The organism is Acinetobacter albensis (genome assembly GCF_900095025.1).
Lineage (GTDB): Bacteria > Pseudomonadota > Gammaproteobacteria > Pseudomonadales > Moraxellaceae > Acinetobacter > Acinetobacter albensis.
The window spans coordinates 39,440-54,358 of record NZ_FMBK01000015.1 but is presented as its reverse complement, the minus strand read 5'-3'; the positions used below and the strand labels follow the sequence as shown (position 1 = coordinate 54,358).

Sequence of the window (14,919 nt, the reverse complement as noted above, 5' to 3'; positions counted from 1 at the left end):
TTAAACGCATTATCTTGTTTAATACATGAAATGCTCTTCATCACTGCTTAAAATATGAGATATAAACAATACAAGATGTCTTTTATACAAACTGAAAAGGATCTATTTTAAAAACTATGAACGAATTAACCTTACACCTAATGAATGGTTTCTAATTTTCAAAACAGTTTTTCCTTAAATAAAAAGAATTTTTAAATTACAGGAATATCGATCCATTTTGCCTTTGGAAAATGTTTAATCAGATAATTCTTTAAGAATTCAGCCGTATCTTTGGAAATAATCGCATCTTGAGACTCATCATTTAAGTTATACGCCAGCGCATAAAGGTCTAGACCACGCTGTTTCATCGCTTCCAGACTCAGTAAAGTATGGTTAATACTGCCTAGCCGACCTGAACTCACCAAAATCACAGGAAATTTTTTTTCTGCTACGTAATCAATGGTCAATAGCTCTGTCGTTAAAGGCACCATTAAACCACCTGCACCTTCAAGCAAAACACATGAATAGTTTTCGGTCAGCTGCTGTGTGGCATTTTCTATTTTTTTAAAATCAATTTCACGCCCATCAATTTGAGTGGCTAAATGCGGGGAAGCAGGATAACTAAAAATTTCTGGCATCGTCAGTTTGCTGTCATCTTCAGGGAACCAGCCCATCTGCATAATTTCTCGATGCTGCTCAATATCTTCAGATCTATCTACATTTCCCGTTTGTATTAATTTTTGGGTAATGGTTTTCGTCCCTTGTTGATTCCATAATTTTGCCAAATAACCTGTTGCATAAGTTTTACCAATCCCTGTATCAATACCACTAATAAAATAAACTTGTGCAGTCATGACTTGCTCCGTGCGATACAGTAAATAGGGTGATAGCTTAATGTATACAAGCATTCACCTGCTTGATTGATCTGTGAAAATTGTTGATAGTCTTGATAAAATTTTTGCAGTGATTGTTTGGTCCAACGATGTTTAGATGCTGTAGCAGTTACACCTGTAGCTTTTAAATGTTGCAGAATATACTTAGGATGTGGGAACGTCAAAGTTTCTATATGTTCAGAAAGATGCAATATTTCAAAATTTTGAGCAGTCATTTTTTCCTGAATCTCTTCAATATTTAAATAACTTAAACCTTGACCTGTGAGCGCTTTAATTTCTGTTAAATTGTGCGGCCCAAAAGTTGAAAAACAAAAATAAGCATCTGGTATTAACGCTTCAGAACATTTTTTAAAAATATGCTCGATATTGTTCATCCACTGCAAAGCAGAACTTGAAGTAATCAAATCGAGCGATTGAGGAAAGTCGAGTTGCTCTACATCTCCAATTAACCATTCTATATTTTGTAAATTGGAAAAATGCGTTTTTACTTGTGGATAAAGATCATTGAATACACAGTGCTTCATCTCAAAATTTTGCATCAACAAATGACTGAGATTGCCTGAACCACAACCCATCTCAAAAGTTTGGTTAAAACAGCGCTGAGGCAAATGATTCAACATCAAGGTCAGAAGTTGCTGGCAAATCTTTTTTTGAACGACTGCATGTTCCGTATAGCTTTTCCCTGCTTTAGCAAAGCGCTGCGCGACTTGAGTTTTATCAATATTTAACATACAAAACTCACAGCATTTCAACTAACTGATCAAGATCAGTCTGATCGATTTGCGTATTTAGACAAATACGTAATCTGGAACTGTTTTTTGGTACGGTCGGCGGCCGAACGGGCATGATATAAAATCCTGCATGCTGCAACTGTTTGGCTTTTTCTACCGTTTTTTGTGAATCCCCAATAATCACAGGCACAATGTGTGAAGTGGATGGACATTCAAAACCTTTGTGCTGGATTGTATGTTGTAAAGATTGACTAATAGCGTGTAAGTGTTGACGCTGTGTGCTGAGCTTTAAAGCTTTTTGAAAGATGAAATGCGTCCATGCCATGCAAATCGGTGGCTGCGCAGTACTAAAAATAAGTGGTCGCATAGCATTGATTAAATATTCACGGATAATTGGATGACACATCAAATACCCACCGACCGAAGCCAAAGCTTTACCAAATGTTCCAACCAAAAAATCTATCTCATCTATAACATCATACTGTTCAGCACAGCCTAAACCTTGCTCGCCGCGCACGCCTATTGCATGCGCTTCGTCGACATACAGCATCACTTTACTAAATTGCTGTTTAATCCGCACTAATTCCGATAAATCGCTTTCATCACCATCCATGCTAAAGATCGATTCAGTGACGACAATAATTCGATCAAAACTTTCATCGACATGATATTTTTGTAACAGTTGTATCAAATGATTTAAATCATTATGACGATAGCGCAGATATTTTGCTGTAGATAGGCGAATACCATCAATGAGACTGGCATGAACCAATTTATCTGCCAAAATTAATGTCTTGCTGTCACTCAGTGCAGGTAAAATACCAATATTCATATGATAGCCACTATTAAACAATAACGCAGCGCGACCACGAAAGGCATGAGTTAAACTATTTTCCAATTGCTCATATTCAGGGAAATTTCCTGTTAATAAACGAGAAGATGAAGAACTCATCAGCCGATATTCATTCGGTGTTTCATCAAAAAATTGTTCACGCAGATGAAGATTTGACGCTAAACCCAAATAATCATTCGATGAAAGATTAAGCATACTTTGATGATTAATCTGAATGTTACGACCATCCTGTATATTGGTCGTAAATTGACGCAGATTACCTTGCTGCTTTAGTTCATCTAGCTTGGCCGCATAATGATTTAATAGGTTCATGCTACACCTTCTTGCATCAGTATGACCACTTCAACCAACTGTTCTAATAAACGGTTTAATTCAGTTTCACTGATCACATAAGGTGGCATGACATAGACCAATTTTCCAAACGGTCGAATCCAAATCCCTCGTTGGACGAATTTCTGTTGTAAGGTCTTCATATCAACACTAAAAGTCAGCTCCACCACACCAATGGCACCTAAAATACGCACATCTTGCACAAAATTAAGGGTATAGAGTGGCAATAAATGCTGTTGTAATTGTTTTTCGATACGTTGAATTGTCGCTTGCCAGTCTTGTGCCAATAAAATCTCGGTGCTTTTTACGGCAACAGCACAAGCCAAAGGATTGGCCATAAACGTTGGGCCATGCATAAACACACTGGCTTCACCCTGACTGATGGCTTCAGCGACTTTTTGACTGGTTAAGGTTGCAGAAAGCGTCATATAGCCGCCCGTTAATCCTTTCCCGATACACATAATATCAGGTTCAACTTGAGCGTGTTCCCAAGCAAATAATTTTCCTGTGCGTCCAAAACCCGTAGCAATTTCATCAAAAATTAACAAGACTTGATACTTTTCACAGAGCAATTTGGCTTGACGTAAATATTCGGGATGATAAAACCGCATCCCGCCTGCACCCTGCACGATGGGTTCTAAAATTAAGCCGGCAATATTCTTGTGTTGCAATTTTAATATCTGCGCTAATTCGGCAATATCTGACTGATCCCATTCTTCATAAAATCCCACTTTAGGTGCGGGTACAAAAAAACGATTGGGCAAACTTGTGCCAAAAATTTGGTGCATACCCGTGACTGGATCACAAACCGACATTGCATTCCATGTATCACCATGATAGCCCGAACGTGGCGTGACAAAATTGGTTTTAATCGGTTGACCCAGTGAAACCCAATACTGCACTGCCATTTTCAAAGCAACTTCTACCGCAACGGAACCTGAATCGGCATAAAAAATTTTATCTAAACTGGGTGGAGTTATTTTAAGCAGTAATTTTCCCAATTGAATGGCAGGATCATGGGTAAACCCACCAAACATGATGTGTGACATTTTTTGTAATTGTTCGGTCACGGCTTGATTTAATTCTGGATGGTTATAACCATGAATGGCACACCACCAAGAGGACATTCCATCAATTAATTGACGGCCATCCTCTAACTCTATAATCGCTCCATAGGCTTGCTTTACCTTAAACACAGGTAAAGGCTGAGTCATAGAGGTATAAGGATGCCAAATATGCGCAAGATCAAATTCCAGATCAGTTGTTTCGGTCATCCTTAACTCCGTATATGCAGCAAAAACCTAGGTCCTTGATCTTAAACCTGCACAGATAAAAAATAAATTGCGATATTTACCACTTATCCTGATGTTTAATTTATTTCCTGTAAATATTGGCAGATTTTGTCAGTTATTTGCTGTGTTTGAAATAATGGACATGCATGTGAACCTTTAATCCCTGTCACTTTTAAAAACTTCGCTTCGAATTCAGCAAATTTCTGCGTAATCTTGTAATCAACTAAAGTATCTTGCTCTGCAAAAATATGGTATTGATGACCTGCATATTTTTTTAAGATACTGACGGTATTTAATTTTTCCAATAAAATTAAACCCTGTTTTAATAAAGGAATTGGCTGAGGTTGAATTAAATTTTGTAAAGTCAGGAAGTCTAGTTTAAGCGTACTCATGCCCTGACACATCATATATCCAAATTTCTTTAAAGTCGCAATGTGATCTTGTTCAAAAGAGTGTTTAAATTGTTGAAAATTGAGTGAACTCATTGCAGTTTGCCAAGTGGTATCGGCAACAAAGCAAGGATTAGAGGCCAAACTAATGAGAACTTTTTGCTCGGTGTATCTTAATTCAATTTGCTCAACCAAGAGTGTTGCTAACTGACCACCTAATGACCAACCAACAATCACATCAAAGCCATGAGCAAGAGCTACTTTTTGCTGTAAAATATGTTGGTCTAAAGCATTAAAAATATTCCATAGCTCGACGGCATGTCCTCGTTGCTCTAGTGCTTTTTTTAAAGGTTCAAGTGGCTGAATTCCGCCCCCCCAACCTGTAATCAGTAAAATTTTTTGCTTCAATGCTAAGCTCTTCTTCAATCTCTTGAGTCGCAGTATAACGGCTTTTATTTTTAGCTTTTAGTCTTCAATACTAGAGCCTATCTGCTCAGTCTAGCAATCATTGAGTAGAAATAATTTTTTGCTAGTGCGTTTTAAACTATTTCTGTATTTTATCCAGATCAAACGTGCTGTTTCGGCCTACTTACTGAGCATCAGCAATATTTTTACACGCACATAAACCAATAAATAATCTTGATCTTCGAAGTCTAACTGGGATCGCGTTTCTATCCGTCCATCCTCCGCGTGACGTGTTTTGATAGCTTCACTGTTACGAGTATTTCATTGTGTTTGCCATGCCTCAAGCGAGGCTACAACATTCGGTTTTCACTTGATTCATGTTGCGCCAATATCCTTGCTGTTCTGATTTTTGTCGTAAGTTTTAGTTTTACGATTGTTGTTATCTACATCAAGAAACAAATACCCATACATTCTTATCCACATTCAATTTTAAATCTTGGTAAAATCAAATGATTCTCGATGAATCTTATAAAGTATATATGATGAACTACAATAAAATATTGAATATCGGTCTAGTTTGCATCAGTACAACCTTTGGGGCTATAACACTGGGTCATGCTGAAAATTCGGTTTTAAAAAAAGATGTAAACTCCCAAAAAGAATGGGTGGGCAAAATTGCGCCTGCCTTTAAACTTCAAGATCAAAATTCAAAATGGCATTCACTTAGCCAATATAAAGGCAAATGGGTTGTGCTTTATTTTTATCCGAAAGATAACTCACCCGGGTGTACGCAAGAAGCCAACCAATTCAAGGCACTCTATCCACAATTTTTAAAAAATAACGCCGTGGTGCTCGGTGCCAGTTTAGATGATGTTAAATCTCATCAAAAATTTTCTGAAAAATTAGGTTTACCTTTTCCGATTCTGGCCGACAATAATCACCATCTGGCCACTCAACTCGGCATAGTACGTAATTTAGGCGTAACTAAAATTGCAAAACGTGAAAGTTTTTTGATTGATCCTCAAGGGACAATTGTTTATCACTACAATAGTGTCAACACACAATCCCATGCTGGCCAAGTTTTAGCAGATATTCAAAAACTGTCAAAAAATAATGTTAAACCAGTCAAATAGATAATCTTAAAAGTTTGCTTTCAGCAAAAAGCCCAGTATGTACTGGGCTTTTTGCTCAAAAATTTACATTCTACATTTGTGATTGAATATAGTTTTGTAAACCAATCAATTCAATCAGACGAATTTGTTTTTCTAACCAATAGGTATGGTCTTCTTCAGTATCCGACATTTGCTGACGCAACATATCGCGAGTAACGTAATCGCCCTTTTCTTCGCAAAGTTTTACGCCAATCGCTAATTTTTCACGTACATGATATTCAAGCTTTAAATCTGCTTTCAAACACGTGATTACATCTTCACCCGTTTCAATATCATCACGATTCATATTCGGTGTGCCTTCCAAGAAAAGAACACGGCGAATAATCGAATCGGCATGCGCTGCTTCTTCTTGCATCTCATGATCGATACGTTCAAAGATTTTAGCTAAACCCCAATCTTCATACATACGAGAATGAATGAGATATTGATCACGAGCAGCCAGTTCGCCACCGATCAACATATTTAAATAGTCTATGACTTCTGGATTGCCACGCATTTCAAATTCTCCTACCCTTTTTCAATAGTATGGCCAAAACAGCTCCTGAATGCAAAAGATAAATTATGTAAGTTTATGATTTTTATAAAATAAAAATGAGAAGCATACGCATTTTCACTTTACCGCATCTCACTTTTTATATAAAAAATAAGCCTTTGCGTCATTCAGAGCATTTTTATAGATCTGTTTTCCATCTAAAACTATTATTTTAAGATTTGTAACGATTACAAATGGTTCTTATTCATGGGGAGACTGAGCAGAAAGACTTTATGAGTCTTATATTATGGATGAAGTAGGCTCAACCTAGATGTACTATGCGATTAAAATTAAAGTTTTATACGGATGCTTATCTAGACAAATGATTACTCCCAAATCATTTGAATGATTTTACTCATTATAAAAGATCGCAAAAGCAACACTACATACTCTACTAAAAGATTGAATCAATATTAACCCCACCGTCTTAAATTATTTTAAAAATGAAGCGCAAACTGTACTGTAAAAGATAAATGGTTTATTCAATTGAACTCCATTTTTGGATAACAATTTAACTGAAATTAATATTTCTATTTTCCACATTTATCCATTTAAATGAAATAATTAAACTCAAACTTCTCGATAGTTAAACTCATCGAAAATGAAGGACATAATGCTATAAATTATGTCCTTCATAATGACTTCTTATTGAATCAAGGATGCTTTTAGACGCATAAGACTTTTATAAAATTTTATAAAACTTGTCCATATTCTGCCATTAAGCTTAAAAAATCAGTTTCATTCATCACTCGTATGCCTAACTTTTCAGCTTTTTCAAGTTTTGAACCTGCTTTTTCACCTGCAACCAAACATTTTGTTTTGCTCGAAATACTCCCACTGACGCGTGCACCTAAGGCTTGCAACATATGGGTAGCATCATCACGTCCCATTTGACTGAGTGTGCCTGTAATCACCCAACTTTCACCGTTTAGAGGCTGACGCGTTGGCGCAAGCGGCGCATCCCAGTGTATTCCAGCATCCACTAAACGCTGAATCACCTCTAAATTGTGCTCGGCCTGAAAAAAATCGACAATCCATTCAGCTGTAATATCACCGACATCTGGTGTTTTCTTTAGTGTATCCAAATCAGCAGCTTTGAGTGCCTCAAGCGTCTGAAAATTATTGGCTAGCATGCGTGCGGTGGTTTCACCTACACCACGAATTCCAAGTGCATAAATGAAAGCAGCAAAAGTTGTTTTTTTACTTTTTTCAATCGCATCAAATAAATTTTGAACCGATTTTTCACCCATTTTTTCTATCGTGAGCAATTGTGCGCGATGCTCATGCAAACTATAAATATCGGCGACATTTTTTAATAAATTCAGGTGCAATAAAGATTCTACCCAGCGTTCACCTAAACCCTCAATATCCAGTGCCTTACGTGATACAAAGTGACGAATCGCTTCTATACGCTGTGCAGCACAGTATAAACCACCTGAACAGCGTGCTAAAGCTTCACCTTCTGGCATAACGACAGGTGACTCACAGACAGGACAAGTTTCTGGTAAATGAACGTCTAAAGTATTTTCAGGACGAAATTCTAACCACACTTTTTCTACTTTAGGAATAACATCACCGCTACGATATACACTGACAGTATCGCCAATACGGACATCTAAACGGTGAATTTCACCTATATTATGCAGTGTCACATTAGAGACAGTGACGCCACCTACCGCTACAGGATTTAAACGTGCGACTGGCGTTACCGTTCCAGTACGTCCAACTTGCCAATCAATATGTTCAACCGTGGTTAAAGCCGCGACTGCTGGAAACTTATATGCAGTTGCCCAGCGTGGTTCACGACTTAAAAAGCCCAATTGCTGCTGTTGTTTTAAGTCATTGACCTTAATGACTATTCCATCAATTTCAACACTCAGCTTTGCACGTTTTAAATTAATCTGTTCATATTTTTCTTGAACATCCTGAATACTATCGCAAACAAAATGACATTCGCCTACAGCAAAACCAAACTGCGTCAACCATTCCAAACTGTCAAACATCGTGGTTTGTTTATGATGAGGCTCACACTGTGCAATTCCATAAGCATAAAATGCCAAAGGTCTTGATGCTGCAATTGCTGGGTCTAACTGACGTAAACTGCCTGCAGCAGCATTTCTTGGATTGGCAAAGGTCTTTTCACCTTTGGCTGCATTTTCAATATTCAGTTTTTCAAACCCAGCTTTAGGCATAAGCACTTCACCGCGCACCTCCAAAAGCATAGGGACAGGTATCTGAGAAGAAGAAAGAAACTTGGGTAAATTACGAATTGTTTTTACATTTTCAGTAATGACTTCACCTGTTTCACCATCGCCTCGGGTGACACCACGCACTAGAATGCCATGCTCATACCAAAGTGAAATGGCTAAACCATCAAATTTGAGTTCAACATCGTATTGGATGTTTTGATTGGGTAATCTTTCTTCAGCACGACGTGCAAAAGCAAATAAATCATCTTGATTAAAGACATTGCCCAAAGACAACATAGGTACAACATGGGTAATCGTTTCAAATTTAGATAAAGCTTTCCCGCCTACTTTACGCGTAGGTGAATCTGGGTGTACCTCTTCAGGATATTGTTCTTCTAAGGCTTTGAGTTGGTGAAAGAGTTGATCATATTCACTATCTTGGATGGTTGGTTGATCCATGACGTAATAAGCATGATTATGCTGGGCTAAAATTTGGATCAATTGACGCATTTGCGCTTTGATCGTTGAATTTTGAGTCATGTCTTCACCATAAAAAAGGGCGGTGTATTTTCCGCCCTTAAAAAATATTCAATCTATTTGCTATTATAGAAATCACGCCACTCAGTTTCAAATTAAACTTCTGCTGCATGACCTGAACGGTAATCAATCGCTTGATGACGCCATTGTTCGCGGAGCTGTGGGGTAAATTCCTGATTGTTTTGATCATAAACCGTGCCGTCAATTTCACGGGCAATTAAACGCGAAATACTATCCATCGTATCAAAAGCATTTTGTACATCGCTATGCGGTAATGCCAAGAAAAAAGCTAAACCTTTGACTTGTTCAGTCGAGAGCGTTTCTAAGTCAAAACCTGCTGCACCTTCATCTGTAATTTGCAACACTGAAAAAAGCAATTTACTTTCATCTTGGCTATAGCGGTGAAAACATGCCATTTCACCAAAGCGCAAACCATATTTAAGCAAGACTTTTAAGGTTTTTTCACCTGAAAGCACTCGACGTTCTGGATAAATATTGAGGGCAATAAAATCAACCGCAGTCGATAATGCACTTTCCTCATCCACACGTTGCTGTTCATGTAAATGCTCATCTAAAATACTGCTTTCATCATCAAATTCTGAAATTTCAGCTTTTTCAATCTGAGTATTTAAACTAAATTCTGGCAGCGTATTTTCTTTTCCTGGTTGAGCTTGTAATGTTTCAGCTGCCATCAGGCCGTCTTGGACAACGCTTGGGTTTTTAGAGTTTTGATCTTGAATCTGTTGGTCACTGAGCGCTTGTTGTTCGATTTCAACTGAATCAGGCATTGCGGCAATTGTTGGCTGAACACCAACTGCTTCCGTCATTTTCTCTTCAGAATGTTCAAGCTTCTCATTCGTCACCACGGGTACTTCAGCCAAAGTTGGTTCTACCCGTGCGACCGCTTCAGCTTTGCTACTGTGCAATTGATCGCGAACATGACGTGGAATCACAGGTTGCTGGCTATCTTTATCCATATGCAAGTTTGATTCTAATGACGGTGCTGCATCAGTAGGTTTTTTAAACAAAATTCTTAAGCCGAATAGCATAATGATAACGGCAATAACAATACCAACGATGGTGGTGACTTCCATATTATGACTCCGCGACTAAACCGTATTCTTTTGCCTGTTCCAAATCGACAGTAACTAATTTTGATGTCCCAGCTTCTGGCATGGTAACACCTAACAAATCGGTTGCCATGGTCATTGCAACTTTATTATGAGTAATGTAAATGAATTGCACGTGTTCAGAAAGCTCTTTTACCAAATTACAAAACCGACCGACATTGGCATCATCCAAAGGCGCATCAACCTCATCTAAAACACAAAATGGTGCAGGATTTAAACGAAAAATCGCAAATACCAAAGCCAATGCAGTCAGGGCTTTTTCTCCACCCGACAATAAAGCCAAAGTGCTATTACGCTTTCCTGGCGGACGTGCCATCAATTTTACACCTGACTGCCAATCATCTTCGAGGCTTAAACTCGCTTCTCCACCATCAAACACTTTTGGAAACAAATCTTGTAGCTCTAAATTCACTTGATCAAAAGTATTCATGAACAATTTACGGGTTTCTTGATCAATACTTTTCATGGCATTTTTCAATTGATCAACCGTTTTCTCCAAATCCTGCATTTGATGACTCAATTGCGTAAAGCGTGTGGAAATTTCTTCATATTCTTCAGAAGCTGCCAAATTAACTGGGCCCAACTTGTCAAATTGCTGCTGGGCTTTTTCAAGTTGTTTTTGATGCGAAATGACATCAATACTTAAGCCACAGATCATTTCACTATTTAAAGCGGTGAGTTGTTCTGAATAATGTTGAAAATCGGATTTTGCCACTTGCCAAGCCAGTCGTTTTTCTTCTAATTGCCCACGTAACTTTTCATCTTGTTGCTGATGTTGATGACGCTGCTCGGTCAACTGTTGCTGTTTTTCTTGCAAATTATTCAGCTCAACTTGCCATTCGCTCCAAGTTTTTTGTAATTTTTCAGTCATTTCTGCTTGTTGATGGAACTGCGTTTCCAATATCGGCAATTCCAACTGAACCGGATCAATTAACTTTTTAGCCTGTTCTATTTGTAGCATAATTTGTTGATATTGCATTTTTAAAAACGAAATATCTTTTTCAAGTAATGCCATTTGCTGCTGAGTTTGAGTACTCTGACGGCGCAGTAACTCTACATCCTGTTGAGCATGCTGTTCTGTCTGCTGATTCTGTTCCAGCTGTTCACTGAACTGTTCAAGCTGAAACTGCAAATTTTTATAATTTGGTAAAAGTTGCTCAAGCTTTAAATTTAAAACATGTAAATCAATTTCTAAATCATCTTTTTGCATCGCATCTTCTTCCAACTGTTCATCAAGTTGTTGAAGTTGACTTTGCAACTGCTGTTGCTGCATAGAAAATGCTTGCAGCGTACTTTGAGCCTTCGCCATTGCCACATCAATCATTTGCAAGGCTGTATGCTGTTGCTTTAAGTTTTCCTGCTGATCTTGAATATTTTGTTGGAGTGTTTGAATCTGTTGTATCACTTCAGGTAATTGCTGTTCAATACTTTTAAGCTGCGCTAACTGGACACTTAATATTTTTTCAATTTCATCTAAACGAATACGATGACTTAAGCTCCCTTGTCCCGCTTGACTGGTTTCATCGAAAAACAAACCTACCACCCAATCCGCAGCAACCTGATAACCATCTAGCGTTAAAATGGATTGCCCCTGTCTGAGTTGGGTTTGTAAGGACAACGCATGATTTAAATTTTCTGCGACAGCCACCTGCTGCCAAAGCGAATGTTGTGGTGATTCAATCCAACTGGCTAAACAAGGTAAATCCGCCAACTGAATCGTATCTTGTTGTAAGCTATTTATTTGAAGTTGACGTGGTATATTTTCCATAATGCCATGGTCGGCATCCACTACATTGGCACCCAACCACTCTGCTAAAAACTTTTCAATTAAATTGGCATGTACTTTGGCTTGCCCCTTCAACTTCAAAACGTGTGCCAATTGCACCACATTATCCAACGCTTTTGGGCTATTTTTCACCAATAATTGCGTCAGATTTTTTTGTTCCGCTTGCAACACATGAATAGCAGATTGTAAGTTTGAAACATCATTTTTTTGCTGGGAATACTGCGTCTGTGCATGTTTCAAATCTTGTTGCTGGATTAAAATATCTTGTTCTAGCTGTTGAATCTGTTGACTCAGTTCGCTTTTTTCAAATTCCAGTTGTTCAATATTATTCAACTGATCTTGCTGTTGAAGTTGTGCAGTCTGTTGATGCAAACTCTGTTTTTGCTGCTCAATTCGCATAATATTTTTGGCTAATTGTTCACTTTGTGCCAGCATTTGCATTTTTTGTTGTTGCATTTTCTCAACTTGAGTTTTAACCCCCTCAAATTGTTGTTCTGCATGCTGCTTTTGTGCTTTTAACTCACTGCTGCTTTGACTGTATTGATGACTCTGGCTTTCTTGTTGTTGTAATTGCTCAGTTTGCTGATCCTGCTGAACCTGTAAGCTTTCTATTTGTAATTCCAGCAACTGTAGACGCTCTTTGGTCTGTATTTTTTGTTGTTGCAACTGAGTGATGATTGAACTATTTTGCTGCAACAAAGATTGCTTTTGTTCCACCGTCACTTTCAATTCAGAACGCTTTTTTTCTGCCTGCTGCCATTCTTGTTGCAAAGGGGTCGACTGTTGAATCAGACGTTGAAATAATTCACTAGTCGCGGTTAAATCGTGTTCGAGTGTATTCAACTCAGAGCGAACCAATTTAAAAGTGTCACCTAAAGCAGTCATCTGCACAGTATATTCTTGCTGTAAACGGCTACTTTGCTCACATTGAAAAGACAAAACTTCAACTTTAATGGTTCGAATCTGAGTTTCTAATTCTTTATATTGAAGCGCACTTTCAGACTGACGTTTCAAAGTTTTGAGCTGTGACTTAAGTTCCGCAGCAATATCGTCCAATCGCGATAAATTTTGCGTGGTATGGTCTAAGTGCAATAAAGTTTCGCGACGACGTGCTTGATAACGTGAAACCCCTGCCGCTTCCTCAATGAAAATCCGCATTTCTTCAGGTTTAGCATCAATCAAACGGTTGATCATGCCCTGTTCGATCACTGCATAGGAGCGTGGTCCAAGTCCTGTTCCTAAGAAAATATCAGTAATATCACGACGACGACACTTGGTACCATTTAAATAGTAATCAGATTTTCCATCACGAGTGACTTGTCGACGCACTGCCAATTCGTTGTAAGCATTATAAGCGCCACCCAGCTTGCCATAGGTATTGTCAAAGCGTAATTCTACACTGGCCACACCCACAGGTTTACGTTTCGCCGTACCGGTAAAAATGACATCTTGCATGCTACCGCCACGAAGCTGGCGTGCACTTGATTCACCCATGACCCAACGAATGGCATCAATCACATTGGATTTACCACAACCATTGGGTCCTACTACGGCGGTACGATTCGCCTTGAAATGTAAAGTCGTACTATCGGCAAAAGATTTAAAGCCAGAAAGTTTTAAGCTGCTTAAACGCATAATGTCCTGATCAACGTCGTGAACGTCTTGCCCATGCAAGTTCGATTTGTTTCATCCGTGTCAGAGATTCCAACACAAGGTTACGCAAGTGTCGACAAAAATCATCCATAAATAAAGTAGCTTGTTGTGATTTTCGGATCAAAACTGCATCAGTCACCAACTTAAATAAATCAAATGATTCTTGAAGCTCCCGTCGAGAGATATTTAAGGTTAAAAAATAACTACGGCGCAAAGATGGCAACAGTTCTTGATAAAATTTCATCAAGTAAGGATTAGCCACCATTTCATGTTGCTGGGACATACTTTTAAAAATTAAATCATAAAATTTTTCAGTATTGCCTTGACGGGTCTCCTCATGTAATTGAGCCAAAAGTTCTTGAAGTTTTTCCGCTTCATGGGTACGCCAAGTTTCTGCCATACGCTGAACAATTTGACCCAATAATAAAGCACTCATGTCAAATAAGGCACGCATTTGTTGGGCCGACATTTCGGATACAATCGCACCCCGTCTTGGATAAATTTCAATCAGCTGGGTTCGTTGTAGTAAAAGCAAAGCTTCACGTACAGAACCGCGACTGACATCCAGCTCAGCCGAAATTCTGAGCTCCTGAATCCGCTCACCCTCCACCAATTCGCCACGAATAATTTGCTCACTGATATGCTGTGCAATCTGTTCGGACAAACTCTCCCGTTCTTGTTCTGGCATATTCGTCCTATTTTGTTTTTATAAGATGAAATTTAAAAATTTCATCTGTGATTATTGACATCGTACTTTGTACTGATTTTTTAAGCGAAAGAAAATGACATTGTTAGACAATTTTAAGTCTTTAAAGCCAACTCTAAATTTTAGTTTTTAATTAGACCGAGGTTGAGGACTCAATCATGAATTTATTCTATCAATTGAGCGATTTTCAGCTCATTTTAGACTTTAACTTCTAGATTTATGTATTTTGAACGAGTTGTTTGTTCTCAATTAGCGTATTCAGAACAAAGGAGCATTAAAGAATCAGACTCCTTCTATCTTGCACTTCATTTGAAACAACCTTTCATTCGCTCATAAAACTGA

General features: G+C 38.2%; 11 protein-coding genes. 1 reads left to right on the top strand and 10 read right to left on the bottom strand.

Annotated elements, in window-relative coordinates:
• Positions 1 to 191 precede the first annotated feature (191 nt).
• The 5 genes from bioD to GA0116959_RS12495 form a co-directional block, all read right to left on the bottom strand.
• Positions 192 to 833 (bottom strand): dethiobiotin synthase, encoded by a 642-nt coding sequence (bioD, locus tag GA0116959_RS12515; protein WP_092720957.1) that lies wholly within the window; start codon positions 831 to 833, stop codon positions 192 to 194.
• Positions 830 to 1,603, bottom strand: a complete 774-nt coding sequence (bioC, locus tag GA0116959_RS12510) for a malonyl-ACP O-methyltransferase BioC (RefSeq protein ID WP_092720956.1) — start codon at positions 1,601 to 1,603, stop codon at positions 830 to 832. The genes bioD and bioC overlap by 4 nt, the downstream gene beginning before the upstream one ends.
• Before the next feature lie 7 nt (positions 1,604 to 1,610).
• Complete coding sequence (locus GA0116959_RS12505) at positions 1,611 to 2,768, bottom strand: 8-amino-7-oxononanoate synthase (protein WP_092720955.1); 1,158 nt, start codon at positions 2,766 to 2,768, stop codon at positions 1,611 to 1,613.
• Positions 2,765 to 4,060: an adenosylmethionine--8-amino-7-oxononanoate transaminase gene (gene bioA, locus GA0116959_RS12500; RefSeq protein WP_092720954.1), complete on the bottom strand. Its 1,296-nt coding sequence runs from the start codon at positions 4,058 to 4,060 to the stop codon at positions 2,765 to 2,767. Before bioA ends, GA0116959_RS12505 begins: the two co-directional genes overlap by 4 nt.
• 95 nt (positions 4,061 to 4,155) lie before the next feature.
• Positions 4,156 to 4,875: an alpha/beta hydrolase family protein gene (locus tag GA0116959_RS12495; RefSeq protein ID WP_092720953.1), complete on the bottom strand. Its 720-nt coding sequence runs from the start codon at positions 4,873 to 4,875 to the stop codon at positions 4,156 to 4,158.
• A 539-nt stretch (positions 4,876 to 5,414) separates the two neighbouring features.
• Here GA0116959_RS12495 and GA0116959_RS12490 point away from each other — a divergent pair.
• A complete protein-coding gene (locus tag GA0116959_RS12490; RefSeq protein ID WP_092720987.1) occupies positions 5,415 to 6,005 on the top strand; it encodes a peroxiredoxin in 591 nt (196 codons plus the stop codon).
• A gap of 70 nt (positions 6,006 to 6,075) precedes the next feature.
• Here GA0116959_RS12490 and ftn read toward each other — a convergent pair whose 3' ends face one another.
• The 5 genes from ftn to GA0116959_RS12465 all read right to left on the bottom strand — a co-directional run bounded on the left by ftn (position 6,076) and on the right by GA0116959_RS12465 (position 14,559).
• Positions 6,076 to 6,540, bottom strand: coding sequence for a heteropolymeric bacterioferritin subunit Ftn (gene ftn / locus GA0116959_RS12485; RefSeq protein ID WP_053578627.1), 465 nt, complete (start codon positions 6,538 to 6,540; stop codon positions 6,076 to 6,078).
• A gap of 728 nt (positions 6,541 to 7,268) precedes the next feature.
• Positions 7,269 to 9,305, bottom strand: coding sequence for an NAD-dependent DNA ligase LigA (gene ligA / locus GA0116959_RS12480; protein WP_092720952.1), 2,037 nt, complete (start codon positions 9,303 to 9,305; stop codon positions 7,269 to 7,271).
• A 92-nt stretch (positions 9,306 to 9,397) separates the two neighbouring features.
• Complete coding sequence (locus GA0116959_RS12475) at positions 9,398 to 10,396, bottom strand: cell division protein ZipA C-terminal FtsZ-binding domain-containing protein (protein WP_092720951.1); 999 nt, start codon at positions 10,394 to 10,396, stop codon at positions 9,398 to 9,400.
• A 1-nt stretch (position 10,397) separates the two neighbouring features.
• A complete protein-coding gene (gene smc / locus GA0116959_RS12470) occupies positions 10,398 to 13,853 on the bottom strand; it encodes a chromosome segregation protein SMC (RefSeq protein ID WP_092720950.1) in 3,456 nt (1,151 codons plus the stop codon).
• A 10-nt stretch (positions 13,854 to 13,863) separates the two neighbouring features.
• Entirely contained in the window at positions 13,864 to 14,559 is a 696-nt protein-coding gene (locus GA0116959_RS12465) for a GntR family transcriptional regulator (RefSeq protein WP_053578640.1), read from the bottom strand.
• Positions 14,560 to 14,919 lie beyond the last annotated feature (360 nt).